Origin of the sequence: Prevotella sp. oral taxon 475, from assembly GCF_018127805.1 — a bacterium.
In the GTDB taxonomy this organism is placed as follows: domain Bacteria; phylum Bacteroidota; class Bacteroidia; order Bacteroidales; family Bacteroidaceae; genus Prevotella.
Genome location: NZ_CP072334.1, coordinates 1,671,644 through 1,697,928 on the forward strand (window position 1 = coordinate 1,671,644; position 26,285 = coordinate 1,697,928).

General features: G+C 48.7%; 25 protein-coding genes. 18 read left to right on the forward strand and 7 right to left on the reverse strand.

The annotated features are described in order from the left end of the window. The first annotated feature begins 584 nt into the window (after window positions 1–584). The 3 genes from rpsF to rplI are packed head-to-tail and all read left to right on the forward strand — an operon-like array spanning window position 585 to window position 1,799. Window positions 585–932 carry a 30S ribosomal protein S6 gene (gene rpsF, locus J5A66_RS06625; RefSeq protein WP_211789879.1) on the forward strand — a complete coding sequence of 116 codons (348 nt, stop codon included), beginning with the start codon at window positions 585–587 and terminating at the stop codon, window positions 930–932. Window positions 933–936: 4 nt separating this feature from the next. Then, on the forward strand, window positions 937–1,206 hold the full coding sequence (rpsR, locus tag J5A66_RS06630; protein WP_211789880.1) for a 30S ribosomal protein S18: 270 nt from the start codon (window positions 937–939) through the stop codon (window positions 1,204–1,206). A 17-nt stretch (window positions 1,207–1,223) separates the two neighbouring features. Then, a complete protein-coding gene (rplI, locus tag J5A66_RS06635; RefSeq protein ID WP_211789881.1) occupies window positions 1,224–1,799 on the forward strand; it encodes a 50S ribosomal protein L9 in 576 nt (191 codons plus the stop codon). Window positions 1,800–1,897: 98 nt separating this feature from the next. Here rplI and pdxT read toward each other — a convergent pair whose 3' ends face one another. The 4 genes from pdxT to J5A66_RS06655 all read right to left on the reverse strand — a co-directional run bounded on the left by pdxT (window position 1,898) and on the right by J5A66_RS06655 (window position 5,536). Beyond that, entirely contained in the window at window positions 1,898–2,473 is a 576-nt protein-coding gene (pdxT, locus tag J5A66_RS06640) for a pyridoxal 5'-phosphate synthase glutaminase subunit PdxT (RefSeq protein WP_211789882.1), read from the reverse strand. 4 nt (window positions 2,474–2,477) lie between these two features. Beyond that, window positions 2,478–3,353: a pyridoxal 5'-phosphate synthase lyase subunit PdxS gene (pdxS, locus tag J5A66_RS06645; protein WP_009236169.1), complete on the reverse strand. Its 876-nt coding sequence runs from the start codon at window positions 3,351–3,353 to the stop codon at window positions 2,478–2,480. A 4-nt stretch (window positions 3,354–3,357) separates the two neighbouring features. Then, complete coding sequence (locus tag J5A66_RS06650) at window positions 3,358–4,464, reverse strand: hydroxymethylpyrimidine/phosphomethylpyrimidine kinase (RefSeq protein WP_249109932.1); 1,107 nt, start codon at window positions 4,462–4,464, stop codon at window positions 3,358–3,360. Window positions 4,465–4,645: 181 nt separating this feature from the next. Then, complete coding sequence (locus J5A66_RS06655; RefSeq protein WP_211789883.1) at window positions 4,646–5,536, reverse strand: glycosyltransferase; 891 nt, start codon at window positions 5,534–5,536, stop codon at window positions 4,646–4,648. Window positions 5,537–5,653: 117 nt separating this feature from the next. Here J5A66_RS06655 and J5A66_RS06660 point away from each other — a divergent pair, with 117 nt between their 5' ends. Together J5A66_RS06660 and J5A66_RS06665 are read left to right on the forward strand one after the other, a co-directional pair. Beyond that, window positions 5,654–6,298 carry a lipocalin-like domain-containing protein gene (locus J5A66_RS06660; RefSeq protein ID WP_211789884.1) on the forward strand — a complete coding sequence of 215 codons (645 nt, stop codon included), beginning with the start codon at window positions 5,654–5,656 and terminating at the stop codon, window positions 6,296–6,298. Window positions 6,299–6,400: 102 nt separating this feature from the next. Then, the gene (locus J5A66_RS06665; RefSeq protein ID WP_211789885.1) at window positions 6,401–6,826 is read left to right on the forward strand and encodes a hypothetical protein; all 426 of its coding nucleotides are present in this window, start codon (window positions 6,401–6,403) and stop codon (window positions 6,824–6,826) included. Between the two features lie 123 nt (window positions 6,827–6,949). Here J5A66_RS06665 and rho read toward each other — a convergent pair whose 3' ends face one another. After that, entirely contained in the window at window positions 6,950–9,028 is a 2,079-nt protein-coding gene (gene rho, locus J5A66_RS06670) for a transcription termination factor Rho (RefSeq protein ID WP_211789886.1), read from the reverse strand. 624 nt (window positions 9,029–9,652) lie between these two features. Here rho and rfbA point away from each other — a divergent pair. The 7 genes from rfbA (at window position 9,653) to J5A66_RS06705 (ending at window position 19,314) form a co-directional block, all read left to right on the forward strand. After that, window positions 9,653–10,528, forward strand: a complete 876-nt coding sequence (gene rfbA / locus J5A66_RS06675) for a glucose-1-phosphate thymidylyltransferase RfbA (protein WP_211789887.1) — start codon at window positions 9,653–9,655, stop codon at window positions 10,526–10,528. A 36-nt stretch (window positions 10,529–10,564) separates the two neighbouring features. Further along, a complete protein-coding gene (locus tag J5A66_RS06680) occupies window positions 10,565–13,078 on the forward strand; it encodes a polysaccharide biosynthesis tyrosine autokinase (RefSeq protein ID WP_211789888.1) in 2,514 nt (837 codons plus the stop codon). A 15-nt stretch (window positions 13,079–13,093) separates the two neighbouring features. Next, window positions 13,094–13,525, forward strand: a complete 432-nt coding sequence (locus J5A66_RS06685; protein ID WP_211789889.1) for a BT0820 family HAD-type phosphatase — start codon at window positions 13,094–13,096, stop codon at window positions 13,523–13,525. Between the two features lie 346 nt (window positions 13,526–13,871). After that, window positions 13,872–14,936, forward strand: a complete 1,065-nt coding sequence (locus tag J5A66_RS06690) for a bifunctional 3-deoxy-7-phosphoheptulonate synthase/chorismate mutase type II (RefSeq protein ID WP_211789890.1) — start codon at window positions 13,872–13,874, stop codon at window positions 14,934–14,936. A 13-nt stretch (window positions 14,937–14,949) separates the two neighbouring features. Further along, window positions 14,950–16,326, forward strand: coding sequence for a DNA repair protein RadA (gene radA, locus J5A66_RS06695; protein ID WP_211789891.1), 1,377 nt, complete (start codon window positions 14,950–14,952; stop codon window positions 16,324–16,326). A 421-nt stretch (window positions 16,327–16,747) separates the two neighbouring features. Continuing rightward, on the forward strand, window positions 16,748–17,998 hold the full coding sequence (gene pgk, locus J5A66_RS06700; protein WP_211789892.1) for a phosphoglycerate kinase: 1,251 nt from the start codon (window positions 16,748–16,750) through the stop codon (window positions 17,996–17,998). A gap of 83 nt (window positions 17,999–18,081) precedes the next feature. Next, window positions 18,082–19,314: a DUF5103 domain-containing protein gene (locus tag J5A66_RS06705; protein WP_211789893.1), complete on the forward strand. Its 1,233-nt coding sequence runs from the start codon at window positions 18,082–18,084 to the stop codon at window positions 19,312–19,314. Between the two features lie 377 nt (window positions 19,315–19,691). Here J5A66_RS06705 and J5A66_RS06710 read toward each other — a convergent pair whose 3' ends face one another. Both J5A66_RS06710 and holA read right to left on the reverse strand, forming a co-directional pair. Further along, window positions 19,692–20,201, reverse strand: a complete 510-nt coding sequence (locus J5A66_RS06710) for a helix-turn-helix domain-containing protein (RefSeq protein WP_211789894.1) — start codon at window positions 20,199–20,201, stop codon at window positions 19,692–19,694. Between the two features lie 1,036 nt (window positions 20,202–21,237). Then, window positions 21,238–22,266, reverse strand: a complete 1,029-nt coding sequence (gene holA / locus J5A66_RS06715) for a DNA polymerase III subunit delta (RefSeq protein ID WP_211789895.1) — start codon at window positions 22,264–22,266, stop codon at window positions 21,238–21,240. 173 nt (window positions 22,267–22,439) lie between these two features. Between holA and J5A66_RS06720 the strand changes: the two genes are divergently transcribed. The 6 genes from J5A66_RS06720 to J5A66_RS06745 all read left to right on the forward strand — a co-directional run bounded on the left by J5A66_RS06720 (window position 22,440) and on the right by J5A66_RS06745 (window position 26,252). Next, complete coding sequence (locus J5A66_RS06720; RefSeq protein WP_211789896.1) at window positions 22,440–22,889, forward strand: type I restriction enzyme HsdR N-terminal domain-containing protein; 450 nt, start codon at window positions 22,440–22,442, stop codon at window positions 22,887–22,889. Window positions 22,890–22,940: 51 nt separating this feature from the next. After that, entirely contained in the window at window positions 22,941–23,900 is a 960-nt protein-coding gene (locus J5A66_RS06725; RefSeq protein ID WP_211789897.1) for a transporter, read from the forward strand. 256 nt (window positions 23,901–24,156) lie between these two features. After that, window positions 24,157–24,981 (forward strand): DnaJ domain-containing protein, encoded by an 825-nt coding sequence (locus J5A66_RS06730; protein WP_211789898.1) that lies wholly within the window; start codon window positions 24,157–24,159, stop codon window positions 24,979–24,981. A gap of 161 nt (window positions 24,982–25,142) precedes the next feature. Beyond that, a complete protein-coding gene (locus tag J5A66_RS06735) occupies window positions 25,143–25,445 on the forward strand; it encodes a hypothetical protein (protein ID WP_211789899.1) in 303 nt (100 codons plus the stop codon). Between the two features lie 304 nt (window positions 25,446–25,749). Further along, window positions 25,750–25,980, forward strand: a complete 231-nt coding sequence (locus J5A66_RS06740; RefSeq protein ID WP_249109933.1) for a hypothetical protein — start codon at window positions 25,750–25,752, stop codon at window positions 25,978–25,980. Continuing rightward, window positions 25,977–26,252 carry a Txe/YoeB family addiction module toxin gene (locus tag J5A66_RS06745; protein WP_211789901.1) on the forward strand — a complete coding sequence of 92 codons (276 nt, stop codon included), beginning with the start codon at window positions 25,977–25,979 and terminating at the stop codon, window positions 26,250–26,252. The genes J5A66_RS06740 and J5A66_RS06745 overlap by 4 nt, the downstream gene beginning before the upstream one ends. Window positions 26,253–26,285: the final 33 nt, after the last annotated feature.

Genomic DNA, 26,285 nt, shown 5'->3' on the forward strand with positions numbered 1-26,285 from the left:
ATGTCTTACAATACTGCCCTTTCATCTTCTGTGAGTTAACCGTCTGATAATCAGTATTTAATAAACGAAGTTGCAAAAGCTTAGGTTTTGGCGTGCGAAAGCTAAGAAAATGAAATGCAAAAGCTAAGAAAATGCAAGGCAAAAGCTAAGAGAATGAAAAATGGACAGATAAAGATGGCTCCACCCTATTTATTATAAGAAAGAGAGATGATTGGCTTAAGAAAGGAGGATAATGTAGTTAAGAAAAGGGGATGGATTCCGATTCGGGGTACAAAAACAAGGTGAAGGTCAATATTTTTCCTCTCGTTTCTGCACAACAATATGGATGATGGTGCCCAAAACTACTAAGAACAACCCCATCCATAGGACTTGATTGTGGTGTGTCCAACCGGCTAAGTAACTGAGAAGAAACCATGCCACGCCCGCACATAATAAAAAAAGACCACAATAGGGGAGAAACTTTTTCATGCTGATACTTGTTATCTGGCAGCAAAATTACGAAAAACATTTGGTAGGCCGGATAAAAAGCCATACCTTTGCAACGCATTTTCGCAAATTAACAATTCATTATTTACATTTTTAGTATGAATCAATACGAAACCGTTTTCATTTTGACTCCCGTTTTGTCTGATGAACAGATGAAGGAAACGGTCGCTAAATTCAAGAAGCTCCTCACCGATAATGGTGCCGAGATTGTGAATGAAGAGGCCTGGGGATTGAAGAAGATGGCTTATGCTATTCAGAAGAAATCTACAGGCTTTTACTGCCTGCTGGAGTTCAAAGCAGAGCCGGAAGTAATTAAAACTCTCGAAACTGGCTACCGCCGCGATGAAAAGGTGATCCGCCACATGACGGTGAAACTCGACAAATATGCTGTGCAGTATGCCGAAAAGAGAAAACACAAATGGACTGAAAAATTGAAGGAGGCTTAAAAAAATGGCAGAAAAACAATCGGAAATACGCTACTTGACTCCGCCGTCAGTAGATACCAAGAAGAAAAAGTATTGTCGTTTCAAAAAGAGCGGCATCAAATATATCGACTATAAGGATCCTGAGTTCCTGAAGAAGTTCCTCAATGAGCAGGGTAAAATTCTTCCCCGACGCATCACCGGAACGTCTCTGAAGTATCAACGCCGCGTGGCACAGGCGATTAAACGTGCACGCCAAATTGCGTTGCTTCCTTATGTAACCGATTTGATGAAGTAATTAAAGGAGGAAACAGAATGGAAATCATACTCAAAGAAGATATTATCGGACTGGGATACAAAAACGATATCGTTAACGTGAAGAGCGGATACGGACGCAACTATCTCATTCCGAAAGGTAAAGGCGTTATCGCATCGGCATCGGCAAAAAAGATCTTGGCCGAGAATCTGAAACAACAAGCTCATAAACTGGCTGCTATCAAGGCTGAAGCCGAGAAGAAAGCAGAAGCTCTCAACGGCGTGGCTCTCGTGATTGCAGCAAAGGTTTCGGCAACAGGTGTTACCTATGGCTCGGTGAACACAGCTACCGTAGCTGAAGAACTGAAAAAGCTGGGCATCGAGGTAGACCGGAAAATCATCACTATGCGTGATATTAAGAAGGTTGGCGACTTCGAAGCTCTTGTTCACTTCCACAAAGAAGTTGAAGTGGTTGTTCCTGTAAAGGTTGTTGCAGAGAATGCTGAAGTAGCTGTTGCTGCTGAAGAAGCTCCCCAAACAGAAGCCTCTCAAGCGGAAATTGCTGCCGCCACAGAGACGGCTCCCGTAGCTGAAGATGTTGTTACAGAGACTGAAGAAGCTCCTGCAGCAGAATAATCGCTGACTGCATAAGCATATTTATAAAAATCCCGGTTGACCAATCGTCAACCGGGATTTCTCATATAGTCACCATTTGTCTGAAGATCGGTGAAAGATTAGGCTTTCCCTGAAACCATGTTTACAAACAGACGGTGGATGGAAAGGTCGGCATTAAGCTCGGGATGAAAAGAGGTAACAAGCTGATGCCCTTGCCTTGCTGCCACAATATGACCGTTCACTTCGGCCAAAACCTCTACCCCAGGGCCCACTTGAGCAATATAAGGCGCACGGATGAAAGTCATCGGTACAGCATGGGATAAGCCCTTGATGGCATTCTCTGCATAGAAACTGCCGAGTTGACGACCGTAAGCGTTGCGACAAACCGTGATATCCATTGTCGAAATGCGTTGCAAATCATCTCCTACCACTTTTTTTGCTAACAAAATCAGTCCTGCACAGGTACCAAAAACCGGTAAGCCTGCCTCGATTTCCTGACGAATAGGCTCAAGCAACGCCAATTCGCGCAGCAGCTTCAACATCGTGGTGCTTTCTCCGCCGGGAATGATGAGCGCATCTTTGGGCTGTTGCCAATCCGTGGCTTGGCGAACTTCAAAGAATTCAACACCCAGTTGTGTCAGCATTTTCTCATGTTCGAGAAAGGCTCCCTGTAGGGCAAGAATGGCAATTCTCATTCTCTTATTGTCCTCTCTCGGCCATGAGCAGTGCGATTTCCTGCTCGTTAATGCCTACCATCGCTTCTCCAAGGTCTTCAGAAAGTTCGGCCAGCATCTTGGCATCATTGTAATTCGTTACCGCTTTCACGATGGCTGCCGCACGTTTGGCAGGGTCGCCCGACTTAAAGATACCCGAACCAACGAACACACCTTCGGCTCCGAGTTGCATCATCAGGGCTGCGTCGGCTGGCGTAGCTACTCCTCCTGCTGCAAAATTCACTACAGGCAGCTTACCGTTCTCGTGTACATAACGCACCAACTCGTAAGGAGCCTGCATGGCTTTAGCTGCTTCGTAGAGCTCATCCTCGCTCATCGAGGTGAGTCGACGTATCTCACTCTGCATCATTCTCAGATGTCGAACGGCCTGAATCACATCTCCTGTACCCGGTTCTCCTTTGGTGCGAATCATCGTTGCCCCCTCGGCGATACGACGCAAAGCCTCGTTCAGGTTCTTGGCACCACATACAAAAGGTACGTCGAACTTGTTTTTGTCGATGTGATAAACATCGTCGGCCGGCGAGAGGACCTCACTCTCGTCGATGTAATCGATTTCGATGGCTTGCAGAATCTGTGCCTCGGCAAAGTGGCCGATACGGCATTTGGCCATCACAGGAATGGAAACCGCTTCTTGAATGCCTTTGATCATCTTCGGATCGCTCATGCGCGATACGCCACCGGCTGCACGGATGTCTGCAGGAATACGCTCTAAGGCCATTACGGCACAGGCACCTGCGGCCTCAGCAATGCGAGCCTGCTCGGGGGTTGTTACGTCCATGATGACACCGCCTTTCAGCATCTGTGCCAAATTTCTGTTCAATTCTTGTCTGTTCTCTTTCATGTTGTTATGTATTTAAACGTTTGTCTTTTCGATATTCACTGGGAGAGAGCCCGTTCATCTTCTTAAAGAACTTTGCAAAATGCGCTTGCGAGTGGAATCCAAAAGCGTAGGCTATCTCTTGCACGGTCTTGTCTGAGACGGCGAGCAACTGCTCGATCTCTTGCATCAGAAATTCATCAATGATATTTTTGGGCGACTTCCCGCTGATGCGCCTTGTCACCTGAGCGAGATAACGACTGCTGACATTAAGACGGTCGGCGTAGAATTTGACATCGTTATTGGTGCGATGGTGTTTGGCTATCTCGTCTACAAATTCGTTATAGAGCTCGCTGCTACGTCCCATTAGGCCCGTATTGAGAACCAAGAGCTGACTCATATAGTTGCGGGCATTCACCACAGCCTCGAACAACGTGTTGCCATTGCTGATGAAAGTGGCGATGGCCGAGGAGAGATTGCCACTCAAACCATGCCTGAACTCATCGGTTCGTCCCATCTGCAATGAAGAAAGGAAAGTGGGCTCATCTTGTTCCCTACAGGCAAAGACGTCGGTATTGGTGGCAGAAAGCAGATGTCCGCCCTGCAAAAGCACGGCTCCGCAGCCATAATTAAGCAACGTTTCTGTTGCCGATGTCATCTCTTGCGAGGTGGTGATCGCACTTTTCGTGAAGTATTCTGCGTCTGCTCTTTTAATAATCACCAGCGAACACAATGGAAGAAGTGTACGGATAATCTCCTCGATTACTTCGGTTGTCATTAGCATTTCGTTCTGACTGGAAATGATAACCGGGTCGTAGATCACGTATTGGGGTTTGTGTTTCTGCAACTGAGCTGCAATTTCGACCACTGCATCGGCCTGTCTCACCATTCCGACTTTCACCACTAAAGGTTGCATATCGTTGATGATGGCTTCTATCTGACCCGTAATAGCAGATACGGGCAGATCGTAAAACTCTTGGATGCCTAACGTGTTCTGTGCTGTTATCGAAGTGATAGCCGACACGGCATTACCACCCAGCGCAGCAATCATTTTGATGTCTGCCTGTATGCCTGCACCTCCGCTACCGTCAGAACCGGTAATGGTCAGAATGGTATTTCGCTGTTGTCTTTCCACTTCTTGCGTATCTTTTGTAGATATAAGTGTCTCTGCTTGTACGATACAAAGGAAACAAAAAAAAGGAAACCGACGAAATATAGTTCCTTTTTGTACAAATAATGCGACGATATGTATAAAGGATAACCTCTATGACCATGCAATAGAGCTGAGACGGAGGTATTTTTAGGACTTCAAACGGTTAGTTTTGCATCATATAGAGGCCCAATTTGTAGAGACTGAACAAAGAGAGAGAAGGATGTCGCCCCTGAAGATGCCTCCGCAGCAAGGGATGGAGGAGTTTGAAAGTGAAGCGGAACAATCTGCCGAGATGCCACCTTTCCAACTGCTGCGAACAGTGGATGATGGGAGAAAGATCCGAGAGTTCGTCCCGGAATTGGTACAACGTGTGCAGGCTTTCTTCGGTTTTCGACAGGAAATCGGCGTTTGAGTCGTAGTGGTTGAAGCCTAAAGGATTGTAGATGTGTGTGACGGTGATACCAGCTTGCTCTAAGGTTTTACCAAAGAACACATCTTCGTATCCATAGGTGCGAAAGCGATGATCGAATGGAATACGTTCGAGCACCGTCTGAGCGATGAGTACATTGGAAGTGTTGAAGTGACTGTTGGGCGACAAACTCCTTTGTGTTGGAGTGTGAAAGATTTCTGCCTGTCGTTCGTATTTGTACTTCAGTTCGCTCCCTTTCGGCATAAGATCTGCCCCGATGCTATTTCCACCGTAAACCACTCGTTGCTCTTCAGTAGTATTGAGATAACGTAATAGAAAGTCTTCTACCACTACCTTCATATCGCTATCCACGAAAAGCAACCAAGGATAGCGAGCCGTTGCTGCAAGAATGTTTCTTATCTGCGCACGCCCTACATTCTCCTGTCGAACGATGTGGCGACAGTAGGACAGATCTTTTATATGCTCGTTTGTTGCCATTGTTCGAGCATCGGAACTTCCATCTTCTGCCACCAAGATTTCAAAGTTCAGTCCCACAATTGCTGTAGCCTGTCGATACAATTCCTTCACCAGAGGCAGACAGGCATAATTATAGGTGGGAATCAATATGGATAATTGCTGTTTCATACGTTGCCTGCAAATATAACCATTTTGAACGGTAACGATTTCCTTTTTCCTCGGATTATCTTCTGCGTTCATTGGATTAGTCGTATCTTTGCAACCGATTTTTAAGAGAAAATAGAAATGAGAAAAAACATTTTGACGTGTGTCGCCATTGCGACATTGGCATGGACAAGTACAAACGCTTTTGCACAGTTTGATTTAGGGAAATTAGTAAAGAGCGGAGTGAATGCAGTTTCCAAATCTACCTCGACATCCGATTTAGTGTCGGGTCTTACCTCAGTCTTCTCCAGCAAGAAAGTGGCTACGGTTGAAGATTTGGTAGGATCCTGGACTTACACAGAACCAGCCGTGGTCTTCACCAGCAGCAATCTGCTCAAGAGTGCGGGTGGAAAGATGGCATCGGCTACCATCGAAAAGAATTTGCAGACTCAACTCGGCAAGGTGGGTATCACGAAGGGGAAACTGAAGATGAACTTCACAAAGGACGGAAAATTTACGCAGACTGTTGCAGGAAAGACACTCAAGGGCACGTTCACGGTGAACGGAAAGTCTGTCGTTCTGAAATATGCCGGACAGGTGAAACAGGTCATCGGTACGACGCAGGTAGACGGAAACAATCTACTCATTGTCATGGATATCTCTAAACTACTGGGATACATGAAGACTTTGGGGGCACTTAGTGGCAATCAATCCTTGAAAACAGCCACGTCTCTCCTCGGAAGCATGGACGGTATGCTTTGTGGACTGCGTTTGAATAAAGAATAAAACCCATTCTGCGTTTCTGCGGGTGCAGAAACGCAGAATAGCTCAAAAACGAAGTTTCTACACCTGCAGAAACGAAAGTATCGACATCAATTACAAAGACATATGAAAAGAACGGTGCTCGTTGGTCTGTTGGGAATATTGCTCGCAGACGGTTTCGCTCAAAAAGGAAAAGCCTTTCAAGGTTATCTCTACAACGCAGAGTATCAGGTGTACATGCGTATCAATCTGCACGAGAAAGATGTACTGGCTGAGGGACAAGAATTGTTCGGTCGGCTTCCTGGCTATCTCGGTTCGAAGCGCGACTCGCGCCTTTGGCTCATCACTGATGCCAAAATGACGGGAGACAAACAGGCCGAACTCTCCATTATCAATGATTACGGCAGCGAAGACCTCACAGCCAAGCTTTCCATGGAGAACGACAGTACCTACACCTTGAAACAGTTGCAGGGAAGCGCAATAAAGATTGTCGTCGACCAAAAATGGGTGAAACTACCTCGGCAGTTGCTCTTCAAAGTAAAAACACGGTAGATTTCTCACTACAAGGAATTCGAAAAGCCCCGAAAGCCAAACAGATGGCTTTCGGGGCTTTTTCTGTGTGGATGCCTCTGTCCTGTCTCTTCTGTGTAGAAGATGCAGCGGCGTAGCATAACATTATGAGTTCATCGACAAGAGGAATTCGTCGTTGTCTTTGGTGCGGCCCAATCGGTCGTGAATCACGTTCATGGCTTCTATCGGATTCATGTCCGAGATATATTTGCGGAGCACCCACATGCGGTCGAGCGTGGTCTTGTCGTGCAGGAGGTCGTCGCGTCTTGTGCTCGAAGCCACCAGATTGACAGCCGGGAAAATGCGTTTGTTGCTCAGCGATCGATCCAGCTGCAGCTCCATGTTTCCCGTTCCTTTGAACTCCTCGAAAATCACTTCGTCCATTTTACTACCCGTGTCAATGAGGGCAGTTGCGATGATGGTGAGCGAACCTCCGCCTTCTACGTTGCGAGCAGCACCGAAGAAGCGTTTGGGCTTTTGCAAAGCATTGGCGTCGACACCACCGGTGAGGATTTTGCCGCTAGCCGGACTCACGGTGTTGTAGGCGCGGGCGAGACGGGTAATCGAGTCGAGGAAAATCACGACGTCATGACCTGATTCCACCAATCGCTTAGCTTTTTCAAGCACGATGCCGGCGATTTTGACATGTCGTTCAGCGGGTTCGTCGAAGGTGGACGCGATAACCTCAGCGTTGACCGTGCGGGCCATGTCGGTCACTTCCTCAGGGCGTTCGTCAATGAGAAGCATCATGAGATAGGCCTCGGGATGGTTGGCCGCAATGGCGTTGGCGATATTCTTCATCAAGATGGTTTTACCGGTCTTGGGCTGAGCCACGATGAGCGCGCGCTGTCCTTTTCCGATGGGTGAGAAGAGGTCGACGATACGGGTGGAAAGGTTCGTGGTGGCGGGGTTGTTGCAAAGACTGAATTTCTCGTCGGGGAAGAGCGGCGTGAGGTGTTCGAAGGGGATGCGATCGCGCATGTCGGCAGGCAGCCGACCGTTGATTTTCTCGATACTCGTCAGCAAAAAATATTTCTCGCCTTCGTGTGGCGGTCGAACTTTCCCTTGGATGACGTCGCCTGTCTTCAGGCCGTATTTCTTGATTTGCGGCATGGGGATGTAGACATCGTCGGGGGAGGAGAGGTAATTGTAATCGCTCGAGCGAATGAAGCCATAGTTGTCGGGCATGATTTCGAGTACGCCATCAACGGGGATGAGATCTTCGAAACTATACTTCTCGGTTGTCTCTTTCGACAGATGAAGGCGTTGCTGGGATTCCACGGGCGGGATGCCGTTGGTGGGATTGTCGAAGATGTCGTAGTTGGGCAGTGCGCCTTGATCTTCGATGGGTAGATCGACCACGGTGATAAAATCGGTTCCGTCGCCGGGGTCGCCCTCCCAGATACCTTTTCCTGCGGTCGAAGATTTACCTTCTCCGGCATCCACGTTATGAGCATTGATTTTGGCTTGTAGCTGAGCGATGAGACTGTCATCTTCGTTTCCCTCAGGTAGAGAGTCTGTAGGAGATTGTTGTAAGAAAGAAGCTTCGGGCACGGAGAGATCTTCGGTGTCGCCCGTCATTTCGGTTGGAAGGGGTTCTTCGGTTTCAGCCGTCACCTCGACCGGTCTTTCCTGCGCTCCAACAGCCTTTGCAGGCAGAGCAGACAGCGAATCGGCTTCGCCCGACGGGGGCAGGATCTCTGCTCTGGTTTCATCGTTGCTGGCAAACTGATCTACAGCAGCGGCAGGTGTGTCTGTACTGACAGCCGTCATCTCGGCATTCTTAGCAGCCTCTTGAGCGGCCAATGCGGCGGCCTCAGCCTCTTTTTCTTTCTTCGATTTCCGTCCTCGCTTCTTGGGTTTGGCGGTTTCGTCTGCTGCGGGAGCGTCGTCTTTAAAGAGTGAGGGTTGTTCGGTTGTCGTCAGTTTATTGTTTTTCAGATCAAAATTCTCGCCTTCCTTACCGTTCACCGTATACACTCGGTCGGTATCTTTTTTAGCGATTCTGGTTCGTCTTTTTCTTTGGCCCAAAGGATTTTTGCTGCCCTCTTCAATGGCTTGTTGGTCGAGAATGGAATAAACCAAATCTTCGGTGTTCTTGCTGGGAATTTCGGCACCGAGTGTTTTTGCAATGTCCTCCAATTCAGACACCTCTTTTGATAACAGTTCTTCTTTGCTATACATATTGTATATCTTAAAAAATAATAAGTGTTGCTTGTTGTAATAAAAGTGCTTCAAGAAGAGAAACACGATAAAATAACGCTGCAAAAGTAATGAAAAAGAATTAGACAGGGGAGAAAGGGAAATATTACGACTGGGATATTAATATAATTTAATATTGTGTTCTTCCTGATGCCTTCTGAACTGTTCAGAACCGTCGCGGAGACCAAAATGGGGCTACTGAACTGTTCAGAAACGCCACGGAGACCAAAATGGGGCTACTGAACTGTTCAGAAACGCCGCGGAGACCAAAATGAGACTACTGAACTGTTCAGAAACGCCGCGGAGACCAAAATGGAGCTACTGAACTGTTCAGAAACGCCGCGGAGACCAAAATGGGACTACTGAACTGTTCAGAAACGCCGCGGAGACCAAAATGGAGCTACTGAACTGTTCAGAGCCATCTCGGTAGAAACACTCCCCTCCCTCAGCAAACGAATTGTGAATGATCAATTGTCTATTATCAATTATTTATACTACCTTTGCAACGACATTCAAACCCGCTTCTTTTCCGTGCCAGCCAATCAATTAGATAAAAAGGAGTACGGAGGAAATTGGGCCATACGCAGACAAAATAAAATCAAGTTTATGAAAGGAATCGTACTCGCGGGCGGATCGGGCACACGCCTCTATCCCATCACCAAAGGCATCAGCAAACAACTGATACCCATCTTCGACAAACCCATGATCTACTATCCCCTATCCGTACTCCTGCTCGCCGGCATCAGAGAGATACTCATCATCTCTACTCCACACGATCTGCCGGGATTCCAACGACTATTGGGCGACGGTAGCGAATGGGGCGTGAAATTCGAGTACGCCGAACAGCCCAGTCCCGACGGACTGGCACAAGCCTTCCTCATCGGCGAAGAATTTATCGGCACCGACAGCGTGTGCCTCGTCCTGGGCGACAACATCTTCTACGGCGCAGGCTTCACCGCCATGCTCAGTCGTAGCGTGCAGGAAGCTGAAAACGGACGGGCCAGCGTCTTTGGGTACTACGTCAACGATCCCGAACGCTACGGCGTTGCCGAGTTCGACAGCGAAGGCAACTGCTTGAGCATCGAGGAAAAACCCACTCATCCCAAAAGCAACTACGCCGTCGTAGGATTGTATTTCTATCCCAATAGCGTGGTAGACATTGCCAAAAACATCCGACCCAGTGCACGAGGCGAACTCGAAATCACCACCGTCAACCAAGAATACCTCTCGCGACAAGCCCTCAAAGTGCAAACCTTGCAACGAGGGTTCGCCTGGCTCGACACAGGCACACACGACAGCCTGAGCGAGGCCAGCACCTTTATCGAGGTCATCGAGAAACGACAAGGACAGAAAGTGGCCTGCCCCGAGGAAATCGCCTTGGAAAAAGGATGGATCACTCCTGAGCAGGTGCGACAGCTGGCTCAACCCATGATCAAAAACGGATACGGACAATATCTCATCAGAATCGCAGAGAATCGATAATCCCCCCACACACAGCAAACAATAGGTCAAACCATTATGGAAGAAAATATTAAAAACGAGACGCAGAACTCAGAAACCCAACAGGGCGGAAAATCCTTCCTGGACTTCCAAACTCTCTACGTCACCCTGATTCTCAACTGGAAATGGTTCATGCTCTCGCTCATCATCTGCCTCGGACTGGCAGCCATTTACCTGCGCTATACGACACCCGTCTACCAGGCCTACGCTAAACTGCTCATCAAAGACGAAAACGGCAGCCGAGGACGAAACAACCTCCAATACGCCACCAGTCTGGGAACGGTGTCGAACTCCACGGGAATGGAAAATGAAATGGAAATCCTCAAATCCAGCTCCATCGCCCTGCAGGCCGTCAAAGACCTTAAACTCTACGTCAGTTATATCGGAAAAGGTAAAGTCACCGACCGACTCATCTACAAAACCCAATACCTCTCTGTAGACCTCGACTCGGCCCACCTCAATCAACTCACTGCCCCCATCAACCTCTCCATCAAGAGAGAAGGAAAACTCTACCACGTAGAAGGCACCTGCGTTGGAAACAAATCGGGACGAATCGCCACCATCGACAAAACCTTCCAAATCCTTCCGGCCTTCATCAGTACACCGGCAGGAACACTCGCTTTCACATCCAACTCCACCTCGCCGATGAGAGACGGAATGGAATTCGAAGCCAGAATCAGTCCGCCCGATGCCATCGCCGCAGGATATGCCGCCGGACTGAGCATCACACAATCTTCCAAAAGCACCTCCATCGCCGTTCTCACCATCAACGACAAAAGTCCGCAAAGAGCCATCGACTATCTCAAACAGCTCACCGAATGCTACAACCGTCAGGCCAACAAAGACAAAAATGAAGTGGCCGTGCGGACGGAAGAATTCATCAACGGTCGACTTGAGAAAATCAATGGCGAACTGGGCAACACCGAAAGTCAGTTGGAAAACTACAAGAAAGCCAACAAAATGGTAGAACTGTCCACCAACGCCAATCAAGCCGTGACCAACAGCGACCGCTACGACCAACAGCTGGCCGAGGCCAATACCCAAATCGCCCTTCTCAACAGCATCAGCGAATACATGGGACAACCCTCCAACAAATACGAGACACTACCCTCCAACGTAGGTCTCACCGACCAGTCGGCCACATCCCTCATCAACAAATACAACGAGATTGTACTCGAACGCAACCGTCTGCTCCGCAGTGCCTCCGAACACAGCCCCACAGTCACCCCGCTCACCGCACAGCTCGACGACCTCACCAGCAGCATCCATCGCGCCATGGCCCAGGCCAAACGCAGCATGGAAATACAACGCAATGCCGTGGCCTCGCAGGTAGGGAAGTATAACATGAAGATTCAGCAAACCCCCGAACAAGAGCGCACCATGAAGCAAATCGGACGTCAGCTCGAAGTCAAAGCCGGCCTCTACCTCATGCTTCTACAGAAACGCGAGGAAAACTCCATCTCATTGGCTGCAACTGCCGACAAGGGAAAACTCATCGACAACCCCTCGGTTGTCGGGAAAGTAGCCCCACAATCCTCCACCATCCTTTTGGCCGGGCTCATTGCCGGACTATCTCTGCCCGCCCTCGCGCTCTTCCTCATCAGCTTCTTCAGATATAAGATCGAAGGTCACGACGACGTGGCGCGCCTCACCACCCTCCCCATCATTGCCGACGTAGCCGTGGCCAGCGAGACGGCCAAGACCAAAGCAGACATTGTGGTGCACGAAAACCAAAACAATCAGATGGAAGAAATCTTCCGCTCGATGCGAACCAACATCCAGTTCATGCTCAAGGAAGGCGAAAAAGTGATTTCGTTCACCTCGAGCATCTCAGGCGAAGGAAAAACCTTCACCGCGGCCAACTTAGCCGTATCGTTCGCCCTTTTGGGTAAGAAAGTGATCCTCGTAGGACTGGACATTCGCAAACCTCGACTGGCTGAACTCTTCGAAATCAAAGACCACCGGCACGGCATCACCAACCTGCTCACCAAGTCGGTCATCACGGAAGAAGACATCCGAGCCCAGATCCTACCTTCAGACGTGAACGACAACCTCGAACTGCTCATGGCCGGTCCCATCCCGCCCAATCCGGCCGAGCTCCTCACCCGCCAATCGCTTGACGACATCGTCGAGATTCTCAAGCAGAAATACGACTACATCATCATCGACACCGCCCCTGTAGGTCTCGTGACCGACACTCTGCAAGTGGGTCGCATCTCTAACATCACCGTTTACCTTTGCCGGGCCGACTACACCCCGAAAGAAAATTTCGACCTCATCAACAGTCTACACAACGACAGAAAACTGCCCAACATCTGCATCGTCGTCAACGGCATCGACCTCTCCAAAAAGAAGTACGGCTACTACTACGGCTACGGCAAATACGGCAAATACGCCAAGTACGGCTATTACGGACGCTACGGCCGATACGGAAAATACAGCAGTTATGGCAGCTACGGCAACTATGGCAATTTCGGCAACTACAGCAACAGCCAATACAGCAGCAAGAACGACACCTCCGTGAAACATTAATCCCCCTCAGAAGAAATGACCATAGCAGTAGACTTCGACGGAACCATCGTAGAGCACCGCTACCCCGCGATAGGCGAAGAAATCCCCTTTGCCATAGAAACGCTCAAGATGCTCATACGCGACCGACACAAACTGATACTCTGGAGTGTGCGCGAGGGTGAATTGCTCGACCAGGCCGTGGCCTGGTGTCGAGAACGAGGTGTAGAATTTTATGCCGTCAATCGCGACTATCCCGAAGAGGAACCCGAGAAAAACAACCACTTCTCGCGCAAACTCAAAGCCGACCTCTTCATCGACGACCGCAACATCGGCGGACTGCCCGACTGGGGAGAGATCTACCACATGGTGACGGATCGCCTCACCTACAAACAACTCCTCCACGACGCACTTCGGGCGCAAAACCCTTCTGACCGAGCGCAAAACAAGAAGCGATGGTGGCCGTTCTGACCCCACTCTCCGTAACAGCACCTCCTTTCGGGGTGAGTTGATGGATCAACTCACCCCGAAATCGTATCGCAACAATTCCCCTCTCACGCCGGTATAACAAAAAAAGCAGGCTTCCGAGACCTCGGATGGTTCGAAAATGAGAAAAATAAGCTTTCTGAGACCTCGGAAGACTCAAAAATGGGAAAAACAAGCTTTCCGAGACCTCGGAAGACTCAAAAATAGGAAAAACAAGCTTTCCGAGACCTCGGAAGACCCAAAAATGGGAAAAACAAGCTTTCCGAGACCTCGGAAGACCCAAAAGTTCATTTAAACAGCCCCCTAACTGAGAAGGCTTAGAAAAGAAAAGATGGAACTCAACCTGCAACCCCTTCACCTGCCCAGCGACAACGAACGCCCCATCGTCATGGCAGGACCCTGCTCGGCCGAAACCGAAGCACAAGTGATGCAAACCGCACAGGCTCTGGCCCGGAAAGGTTGCCACATCTTCCGCGCCGGTCTGTGGAAACCCCGCACCAAGCCCGGCGGATTCGAAGGTCAAGGCCAGAAGGCACTACCCTGGTTGAAGCGCGTAAAAGAAGAAACGGGTATGCTCATCGCTACCGAAGTGGCCACACCGCAGCACGTAGAGCTCTGTCTCAAACACAGCATCGACGTGCTATGGATCGGTGCACGCACCACGGCCAACCCTTTTGCCATGCAGGCACTGGCCGACAGTCTGCACGGCGTCGACATCCCCGTGCTCGTGAAAAATCCCGTCAACCCCGACCTCGAACTCTGGATCGGCAGCATGGAACGCATCAACCGAGCCGGCATCCGCCGTTTGGGTGCCATCCACCGCGGATTCTCCAGCTACGGCGGCAAAATCTATCGCAACTCGCCCATGTGGCAGATCCCGCTCGAGCTGCGCCGCCGCATCCCCGCACTGCCCATTCTCTGCGACCCAAGTCACATCGGCGGTCGACGCGAACTCATCGCCCCACTCTGCCAACAAGCCATGGATCTGGGCTTCGACGGACTCATTGTCGAAACCCACCACACCCCCGACCAGGCCTGGAGCGATGCCCAACAGCAGGTGACTCCCGACCGGCTCGACGTCATCCTCTCACACCTCGTCGTGCGCGACAAACAACAAACAGTGGAGGCCATCGACCAACTGCGCCGACAAATCGACGACCTCGACAACCAACTCATCGAGCTCCTTTCGAACCGCATGCGCATCTGTCGTGAAATCGGCCGATACAAACGCGAGCACAACATCACCGTTTTCCAAGCCAGTCGATACAATGAGATTCTCGAAAAACGCGGCGCACAAGCCACACGCTGCGACATGAGTGCCGAGTTCGTAGCCACCGTCTTCGAAAATGTGCACCAGGAATCGGTGCGCCAGCAAATGAAAATCATCAATCAATAATCTCCCCTTCACGATGGCAAAAGAAAAAATAGCATACGTCTGCTCCAACTGCGGACAAGAGGCAGCCAAATGGATTGGCAAATGTCCGAACTGCGGCCAGTGGAACACGTTTAGCGAGATTCGCATCGCCGCCCATTCGCCGGCAGTCAGCAATCGGGCTTCGCGACTTCAATCTACAGATTCCAACCTCCCGCAACCCATCTCGAAAGTGACGACAAGAGACGAACCTCGCATCGACCTACACGACGAGGAGCTGAATCGCGTGCTCGGCGGTGGACTCGTTCCCGGCTCCATCGTCCTCCTGGGCGGCGAACCCGGCATCGGCAAAAGCACCCTTGTGCTGCAAACCATCCTGCGAATGCCCGAGCGACGCATCCTCTATGTTAGTGGCGAGGAGAGCACGCCCCAATTAAAGATGCGCGCCGACCGCATCGAGAAAAACATCTCGGACGAGACGATCGTTCTGTCCGAAAATTCACTCGAACGGATTCTCCACCAAATCGATCTCGTACAGCCCCAGGTAGTTGTCATCGACTCCATCCAGACCATCCAAACCGAGAGCATCGACAGTTCGCCAGGCAGCATCGTCCAGGTGCGTGAGTGTGCCTCGGCCCTACTCAGGTTTGCCAAAACATCGTCTGTGCCAGTACTTCTCATCGGCCATATCAACAAAGACGGTGCCCTGGCCGGACCAAAAATTCTCGAACACATCGTCGACACGGTGCTGCAATTCGAGGGCGATCAGCATTATATGTACCGCATATTGCGGTCTATTAAAAACCGTTTTGGCTCCACTTCCGAACTAGGCATCTACGAAATGCAGCAAAATGGCCTCCGTCCTGTATCTAATCCCAGCGAACTACTGCTCACTCGCGACCACGAAGGCCTATCGGGCATCGCCATCAGCTGTGCCATCGAGGGCGTAAGGCCGTTTTTGATGGAAACACAAGCCCTGGTTTCAACCGCCGCCTACGGCACACCGCAACGCAGCACTACGGGTTTCGACCAACGCCGACTCAATATGCTCTTGGCCGTACTCGAAAAACGCGTGGGCTTTCAACTCATACAGAAAGATGTCTTCGTGAACATCGCCGGCGGACTTCGTGTCACCGACCTTGCCATGGATCTCAGTATCATCGCCGCCGTGCTGTCGAGCAACGTCGATACGCCCATCGAAAAAGAATGGTGCATGGCTGGCGAGGTGGGATTGAGTGGCGAAGTACGCCCCGTCAACCGCATCGAACAGCGCATTGCCGAGGCTGAAAAACTGGGCTTCACCGATATGGTGCTCCCCAAAAACAACATTAGCGGACTGGACACCTCGCGCTTCAAAATCCATCTCCATCCCGTTCGTAAAGTGGAAGAGGCTCTGCGAATTCTGTTCGGATAAAACAAAAGATAAGTTCCCTCGGTTGGAGGAGCGAAAGCTGTTCTGCTTCCTTTTTCGCTTTCCACCCCGGGGGAAAGCTCCATCTTTTGCCCGTTCTACGTTTCTCCACCGGGGGAAAGCTCAAACCTTTGCCCGTTCTGCATTTCTCCCCCGGGGGAAAACTCAATCTTTTGCCCATTCTACGTTTCTCCCCCGGGGGAAAGCCAAATCCTTTGCCTGTTCTACGTTTCTCCACCGGGGGAAGCCAAAATCTTGATAGAAACACCACACAAAAAGGTGCTCTTGATGAAAGAGGTCGCGCAGAGGCTGCATTCCACACTGCTCTCAACGCAAAAAGCCCCTGATAGACGAACTTTTATCGATTATATTCCGTAACTTTGTCGTGCTCATTTCAAACATTTAATTCATAACAACAATAAAGATGAAAATCGAACAATTTAACTTTGCCGGTAAAAAGGCAATCGTACGCGTAGACTTCAACGTCCCCCTGGACGAGAACGGAAACATCACCGACGACACCCGTATTCGCGGTGCTCTTCCTACTTTGAAGAAGATTTTGGCCGACGGCGGTGCCGTGATCATGATGAGCCACATGGGCAAACCCAAAGGTAAGGTAAACGCGAAGCTGTCGCTCTCGCAAATCGTCGGTAAGGTGTCAGAGCGTCTGGGCGTGGCTGTAAAATTTGCCGACGATTGTGCCAACGCCGCCGAAGCTGCCGCCAATCTCCAGATGGGCGAGGCATTGCTGCTGGAAAATCTGCGTTTCTACGCCGAGGAAGAGGGCAAACCCGTGGGCATCGACAAGGCCGACCCCGCCTACGACGAAGCGAAGAAGGAGATGAAGGCCAAACAGAAGGACTTTGCTAAAAAGCTGGCCTCATATGCCGATGTATATGTGAACGACGCCTTCGGTACAGCTCACCGCCGCCATGCTTCAACTGCTGTCATTGCCGACTACTTCGATGCCGACTCGAAGATGCTGGGTTACTTGATGGAAAAAGAGGTGACTGCTATCGACAACGTGCTCAAAAACGCTCAACATCCCTTCACCGCTATTATCGGTGGTTCGAAAGTAAGCTCTAAGTTGGCTGTTATCAAAAACTTGCTCGACAAGGTAGACAACCTCATCATCGGTGGCGGAATGGGCTATACCTTCGTGAAAGCACAGGGCGGAAAGATTGGTGACTCGCTGCACGAGGACGATTTGATGCCCGAAGCACTGAATGTTATGGCTGCAGCAAAGGAAAAAGGTGTTAACCTAAGCCTATCTGTAGCCACGGTAGCAGCCGATAAGTTTGACAATAACGCCAACCGTAAGATTGTGCCCATCGACCAAATACCCGACGGATGGGAAGGTATGGACGCCTCGGAAGAGTCGCTGGAGATTTGGAAGAAAGTCATTCTCAACTCTAAGACCATTCTTTGGAACGGTCCTGTTGGCGTGTTCGAGTTTGAGAACTTTGCTCACGGCACAGGCGAAATTGCCAAGTACGTGGCACAAGCAACGCAAGAAAACGGTGCATACTCGCTTGTAGGCGGTGGCGATTCGGTTGCTGCTGTAAACAAGTTCGGACTTGCCGACAAGGTTTCTTACGTTTCTACGGGTGGTGGAGCTATGCTCGAAGCCATCGAAGGGAAAGTTCTACCTGGCGTTGCAGCCATCGAAGGATAAGCAAAATTGATAACCTCTAAGAACATCGGCAAAGTCAATATCTCGTATATTGTACTTTGTCGATTTCTTTTACTCCACCTAACATGCGCACCATCTTTATTTTCCTTCTACTGATTTCGCTGGGAACCCGGGCGCAACGCCATCGTATTCTCACTCCACGCATCGCCACGCTACAGGTTGTGGCCGGAATCGATTGGCTCTCTCCACCCGTTATTCGTCTGAACGACAACGTACCGATCAACATTTCGTTCGACGATCTCACACACGAATACCATCGCTATGCCTATAAAGTAGAGCACTGCAACGCTGACTGGAGTCTTTCGAAAGAACTTTTCACCAGCGACTATATCGACGGATTCGACAACGACCACCTCATCGAGGACATCCAAGAGTCTATCAACACCGATGTGCTCTATACCCATTATCGTTTCCAGATTCCCAACAGTAGCTGTCGACTGAAGATGAGCGGCAACTATCGTGTCACTATCTACGATGCCAACAACGAGGATCAACCCGTGGCTGAATGTTTCTTCATGGTCGTAGAACCGATCATGGGCGTGACTCTCAATGTTATCTCCAACACCGACCGCGACATCAATGGCCGGCACCAACAGGTAGAGATGAAAGTAAACTACGGCGGTATTAAAATCTTCGACGTAAACAGTCAGATTCATACCGCAGTGCTACAAAACGGACGATGGGACAATGCCGTGCTCAATCCCCAACCACAATACACCACAACCGACGGACTGCAATGGCTGCACAACCGTGACTTGATTTTCACTGCAGGAAACGAATATCGCAAATTCGAACTCCTCAGCCTCAACCACACCTCCATGGGCGTGGAACGGATTCACTGGGATGGCACCATGTATCAGGCCTATCTCTGGCCCGATGAACCTCGCCGCAGCTACATCTACGATGAGGATGCCAACGGTGCTTTCTATATTCGCAACAGCGACAACATCGAAAATAACCACACTTCTCATTATCTCAACGTGCACTTCACCCTAAAAGCACCACGACAAAACGGGGAAGTCTACCTCAACGGCGCATGGACAAACGATCTCTTCGAACCTCCCTACAGAATGGAGTACGACGACATCCACCAGTGCTACAAGGCCTCTCTGTTGCTCAAACAAGGCTATTATTCCTACCAATACGTATTACAACAGCCCGACGGATCATCCACTTACGTTTCTTCAGAAGGCTCATTTTTCCCCACCGAAAATCGCTATCAAGCTCTGATTTACTTCCGAAAACAAGGCGAACGTGCCGATCGGCTCGTGGGTTACCAGCAAGTGCGCTATCCATAGCTTTTCAGATATCTTCAACCCACTGAAAAAATCATCCTGTCTCCCTCATATCATAAAGGGTGAAAAGGTCGATGGCGCAAGCCATTTCTCACCTTTTCACCCTTTACTTTTAATATAAATCGACACCTATCGCACGAAAATCATCCCCCTGCAGCCTCTTCAATGTATAAAAACAGGGTAAGAATCAGCCCTAATACTATCATAAGACAACATGATTCAGTCAAATAATTGCCGGTAGCACCCATCTATTTTATTTTCCTTATCCATCTATCGAAACGGTCAAATAGAGTCAAGAAAAAGTCAATACAGCGGAGAACTCGCCCTAGAAAAGTCGATAGATAACGGCCAAATAGGATAAAGGAAGTGTCAATGCACCTCTATTTACGTTCCGGATAGAACGATTCCCAAGTCTGATCGTCATAAAAGAGGCGAATTTCGGTGACACGTCGCTGCGGTTTCTCAATCACTTTGACGGCAACTGCCTCTGGCGTACGGGAGAGATAGTCTGCTTTCGGCACATTTCTCTCGATAGGCACGGTCTCTTGTCTCGCCTGCAACGATCCGTTATCCATCTCAGCAAAAAGCGATGGAGTGGAAACGGGGGAAGAGAAGTCGAGTTGTGGTTCTCCTGAAGTAGAAGGGTAGGTAGACGTTTCGGCAGTAGAACGTTCCGAACCGTCCACATACATTTCTCCCTTTCCAAACATCAGCCAATCGGTAGAAATCTTCGGAATCTTATTTTTAATAGCTTCAACAATGTTGATTGTAGGTTTGGTTCTACCATTAAAGATACTACTGAGTGACGCCGGAGACATTCCGATGGATTGTGCAAAGGTTTGTTGAGTCATGTGTTGACTCTCCATAATCCGTCTGATTCTATCTTTCATAAGCTTGCAGATAAGCGATTGGCCCCAAAATAGGCATTTTTTATTGCGTTTACAAAGGTAAAGCAAAAATTTAAGGTATACAAATATGTAACGAGTAATTTAGTATTCAAAAGTAAACATTTAGAAATCTGTTTATTTACAATCGTAAATCCACACAATAACACTTATACTTTAGATTTACAAACCTATATTTACATCTTTATTTTGCAACTTAACAAACATTGAACGAATAACGATTATCTGTTGATATATAACGGTTTATATCATCGCATAAAGCAAATATCGCACGATATTCACTGATTTGGCTCTCTAAACCTGATTAATAGCAATGAGATAGATGAAAGAAACTATATATACGACTGATATACAATAAATTATCCGATATTTACTTGAAAAGAATATGTATCTCTATAGGTTTCGACTCTTGAATATTTAGGTTTCGATATTTAGGTATTTAAGATTTAAAATCATGTATATAACAACAAATATAAACACAAAATGCTTTCTTGTTTATTGACGTGTTTAGATTTGCAAATCAAAACACACACCGCAAACGTATAAATAAAAGTTAACTGTAAATATTCGATGGGTTGGAGCATACTATTTTCTCAAGACTCGCGTATTCTGAAACGTAGGTCTGGAAGCTTGAAAATACGCGAGTATTGGAGAGGTAAAAATGGGCTAACTCCTAAGACTATAAGAGAGTTAACCTCGAAAAAGAGCGTCAGAAAAACACTTCATTCAGAGAAAAACAAGAGTAAAAATAGGGCTATTTTGTGAAAAAAGAGGAGGAGAGACCTTCAAATCGGACGGCCTATCAAGAACAAATAGGACATTCTTGGCAAACTTTTTCCTACCACAAACCATCAAACCTGATAGTCAAAAAGAAGAGCACAAGAATATCTCAATGCTACATAAGGAAAAGAAAGGATTCTATGATGAATGCAAATTCGGGATAAACCAAACTACATAGTGGTTGTTGCACTCCTGAACACTCCTATCATCCGATGATCAAAAAGAGGAACCGAAAAACGCCTTAGTGCAGAATAAAGAAAATTAGTTCCTTCATCAAATCGCCAACCGACGTATTGGGATTATCCAATCCCTTACTTTTGGCATCTATCTCTCTAAGCTTATGAATAATGTGCATCGTCTTCGTGGCCGGATAGTTTCTCATTCCGATGAGATAGTCTTTCACACCCCACACCGATTTCAGGTCGAGAAACTTCGCAACCTCCGCCTCATTATTTTTATGGGGTGCATAATAAGCAATCATCAGATTTTGAAAATAGCTGAACAACAGCGGCAGAAATGCGAAGATAGATCCCGCCTTAGGATTCTTCTCGAAGTATTGTATAATCTGATTGGCCTTGAACACATTCCGATTGACGATGGCATCGCGAAGTTCAAAACCATTAAACTCTTTGCTCACCCCTATCTGTTGCTCTACCACGTCGGGTGTAATGAGCAGATTGTTCTCGGGCAACGAGATCAGGACCTTATCCAGTTCGGAGGTCAAGCGGTTGAGATCGGATCCAATATGTTCAGCGATCAACACGGCCGATTTATCGTCGATGCTTGCCTTTTGCAAGCTGAGATAGCCCTTGATGAAAGCAGGCAGTTCGTAATCACGTTTTTTCTTACTCTCGAACACCACCCCCACCGCTTCGGCCTTTGCCAAAATCTTCTTTCTCCGGTCGATGGTTCCGTTCTTATAGCAAACCACCAAGATGGTGGTAGCCACAGGATGGTCGAGATATTTATCCAAAGCATCGAGTGAGCGCATGGCCTGTGCTTCTTTCACTATCACCAATCGATATTCGGCCATCATGGGATAGCCCTTACAAAGGTCTGCCACCTGTACGGCATTCGTATCTGCCCCGAAGAGAACCGACTGATTAAAGTCGCGCTCCTCGGGCTTCAGCACCGTTTCTTCGATCAGATGAGAGATGCGATCGATATAATAAGCCTCCTCACCCATCAGGATATAAACAGGCGAAAAGCGGCGTGCCTTGATGTCGCGCAGGATAGAATCGGCCCCTAATGCAGGTCTTTTTTCTGCCATGAATGCTTGATTGGTTGCGTGTTGGGTGTTGAAGTTGTCGTGAAAACGCAACTATCGCCCGACATTTTTTCGTAACTTTGCACAAGAGAGTGAGCCAAACGGCACTTCATCGATTTGTTTTTGTTGCGTTTGCCTGCACTTTCATCGTACTTCAACATTGCAAAGATAACAAAATGTATTCACTAAACCTACCTTCCTATCCAATAAAAGTGTCCGGCACAAAGACACATCCCACCGTCTTCGATCCCCTCCGCAGCAAATACGTTGCTCTGACTCCGGAAGAGTGGGTGCGGCAACACTTCGTGCATTTTCTCATTCACCACAAGGGATATCCCCGCCTATTGATGGCCAACGAGGTGCCGCTGAGCATCGGAGACAAGCATCTTCGGGCCGACAGTGTGTTGTATGACAGCGAGTTGAAGCCACGAATGATTATCGAATACAAGGCCCCGAGCATTGCGCTCTCCCAAAAAGTATTCGACCAGATTACAGTTTACAATATGCTTTTGCACGTAGATTATCTCATCGTGAGCAACGGAAGGCAACACATTTGCTGCAAGATGGATTACCAGAACAACAGTTACTCCTTTCTCGAAGACGTGCCTCCCTACAGCGAGATATAGCTGTTGGAGGATGAGCCCTTTTTTCTCGCGCGTACATTATATATATAATAGATGAACATCATTGCATTTATGAAAAGATGGACCCTACCCAGCGGACTCGTCATCGGAGCCGCAGTCTATCTTCTTTTCTCAAGAATCGCCGTCCTACAGCCTGTGGGCGATGCCGTCGGGCCGTTTTTGGTGAAACTCCTGCCCATTGTTATCTTCATCATGCTCTACCTCACGTTCTGCAAAATCCGGATGGACGACCTGCGTCCACGCATCTGGCACTTCCTTCTTCAAGGCATCCGCGTGCTGATGTCGGGCACTCTGGTATTGTTCATCACTCAGACTGCCGAACCAATGACCCGACTTGTACTCGAAGGAGCTTTCATCTGCGTGATTTGTCCCACAGCGGCGGCGGCTCCTGTCATTACCGAAAAACTCGGCGGAAGCATTGCTTCGCTCACCATCTACACCATTGTTGCCAACGTGGTGACCTCTATCATCATCCCACTGTTCTTCCCGATGATAGAGAAAAGTGCCGAAATCACGTTCTTCACAGCCTTTGTCCTGATTCTTCGGCGCATCACTTTCGTATTGATCGTACCCCTTTGCCTGGCCCTTCTCACCCGGAAATTGCGGCCATCCATAGCCGCACGCATCAAAGAGATGAGGAACATTGCCTTCTATCTTTGGGCTTTCAATCTGGCCATCATCATGGGTCTCACCCTCCGCAACATTCTTTCCACCCATGTTTCCGGCACGATTTTAGCTCTCTTGCTGATATTGCCACTCTTCATCGCTCTGCTTCAATTCTCGATTGGCAAGGCCGTGGGACACCGATATGGCGACAGTATTAGTGCCGGACAGGCTCTCGGACAGAAGAATACGGTTGTAGGCATTTGGCTCACCATCGCCTTTCTCAACCCCATTGCCTCGATAGCACCCTGCGCTTACGTGGTTTGGCAAAACCTCATCAACGCCTGGCAGCTATGGTATAAACAGAAATACGGTGCACTGAGATGGTAAGACCTTTTTCTCGCTCTTCGTCTTACGCGCTAAAAGCTAAGAAAACGACTTGCAAAAACTAAGAAAACGCAGTGCAAAAGCTAAGAAAACGCAGTGCAAAAGCTAAGAGATGGGAGACAAGTATCGCAAACTATTGATGTACAGGAGTTTCGGACGAAACAGAGAAAGATGGAACCAGCCGAGAGAACAGCCATTCCGCGGGCTTCCGTTCCATGCTTGAGGTTCTTTCATAATATTCATTTTAATTTAAAACGATATGGCAATTGGCAAATGGATTGGCGGATTCTTAGGGTTTATCAGCGGCGGACCGCTCGGTGCCTTGGCAGGAATCGCCCTCGGATCACTCTTCGATCTGGGACTCGACAAAGTGAACACACCCGACAACTACGGCTCTACCTCCAACGGCAGGCAGACCAACGAACGCTTCTCTGCCCACCGTCACCACACTACTGATGCCCGGGAACAGGAGGGAGAACGCAACTCGTTTCTCTTCTCACTGCTCGTTCTGGCGGCCTACATCATTCGTGCAGACGGCAAGGTGATGCACTCGGAAATGGAAATGCTACGCGGTTTTCTGCGAAACAACTTCGGCACGGCGGCAGTCGGTCAGGGTGAACAAATCATCCTCCGACTCTTCGAGCAGCAAAAGCAGATGGGCGTCTATCAATTTGAGAATATCATCCGGCAGAGTTGTCTGCAAATCCGGGCTCACATGGATGGTAGCCGCCGACTACAACTGCTCAATTTCCTGGCCCTCTTGGCCCAAGCCGACGGTCATATAGATGCCACCGAGGTGCAGGCTCTGCGCAATGTGGCTCTGTGGATGGGTCTACATGCGGGCGAAGCGGATGCGATGCTCAACCTAAAAAAGACCGACCTCAACTCGGCCTATACCGTGCTGGGTCTCACACCCAATGCCACCGAGGCCGAAGTGAAAGCGGCCTACCGCAAAATGGCTCTTCAACACCACCCCGACCGGGTGGCTACGCTGGGTGAAGATGTGCGTAAAGCGGCAGAAAAGAAGTTTAAAGAGATTGCCGATGCCAAGGAACGAATCTACCAAGCACGTGATTGGGCGTAGATAATCAATAAATAGCAATCTAACACTTTTCAGGTGATAATTCTGCAAACATACGTTTTATTTCCTAATATTCATTAACAAGTGATACTCTTTCAAGGTGAAAGACGTATTTTTGCGTCGGTTTTTCAACCACTCATTATCAACTTAAAAATTAAAAAACGATGAAAAAGATGATTTTCAGTGCTGCTCTTTTCGTTGCGGCCATAAGCTTTGCCAATGCACAAGAGGCTCAGACCAAACAGAAAGAATGCTGCAAAACTGAGCAATGCACCCAGAAGAAAGACTGTGGTAAGAAGGAATGCGGCGACAAGGACAAGAAGGCTTGCGACAAAAAATGTTGCGACAAAGGTGCCTGTGACAAGAAGCCTTGTGATAAAAAGGCCTGCGACAAAGGTGCTAAGAAAGACTGCCAGAAGGGCGGAGCTAAGAAGTGCTGCAAAAAAGAAGCTGCTCAGAAGAAATAAGCACTGACCCTCGGTCATAGCCGAAAAGGTCTTTCGCCCGAAAGGCGTTGACCCAACAGGCTCTATCCACAAAAGACTCTACATCCCGACAGAGGGACTTGTAGAGTCTTTTTCTTTTATTGCTATCAACCGTTTGTCCTGATGTGCACGCCACGCCCTACCCTTCGGTCTGCTCTTCTGCCAAAATCGTGCACCGTAAGGGCTTTCTTCTCCACCTCCTCTTTTTCTCAATAAGTATTGTTGCCCTTTTCAAGAGAATCCCTTACCTTTGTATCATCATCCATATTTTACAATTATGACAAACATGGAACTTCATCAAGAGCTTTTCCGCCAGCTTGCTATCGTTGCGGGCGATGAGAATCTGATGCGCAAAACCATTGAGGCGATCAAGCGCATTGTTGGGAAGAAAGAGCAACAAGATACCACCAAGATGACTCGCGAGCAATTTATAGAACGCGTGAAACAAGCTGAACGTAGCAAGACTCTCCACTTTGAACATGTAGAAGACATCGACCAATACGTACGCAGTTTATGAGATACGACGTACAAATTAAGGAACAAGCTACTAAAGACCTCAAACGTCTTTTGCATAGTGAGCCAAAAGCTTACAACAAGGCATTGCAACTGATATCCGAACTCTATGAGCATCCCACCAGTGGAACGGGGCATCCCGAACCACTCAAGGGTTGTGGTGCCAATCGTTGGAGTCGGCGCATTACGCAAAAGCACCGATTGGTTTACGATATTCACATCACAGAAGTGGTGGTAGTGGTGCTGACGACTTTTGGTCATTACGACGACAAGTAGCCGTTGCCCATCTTCTCGCCTCGCTTCATTTTC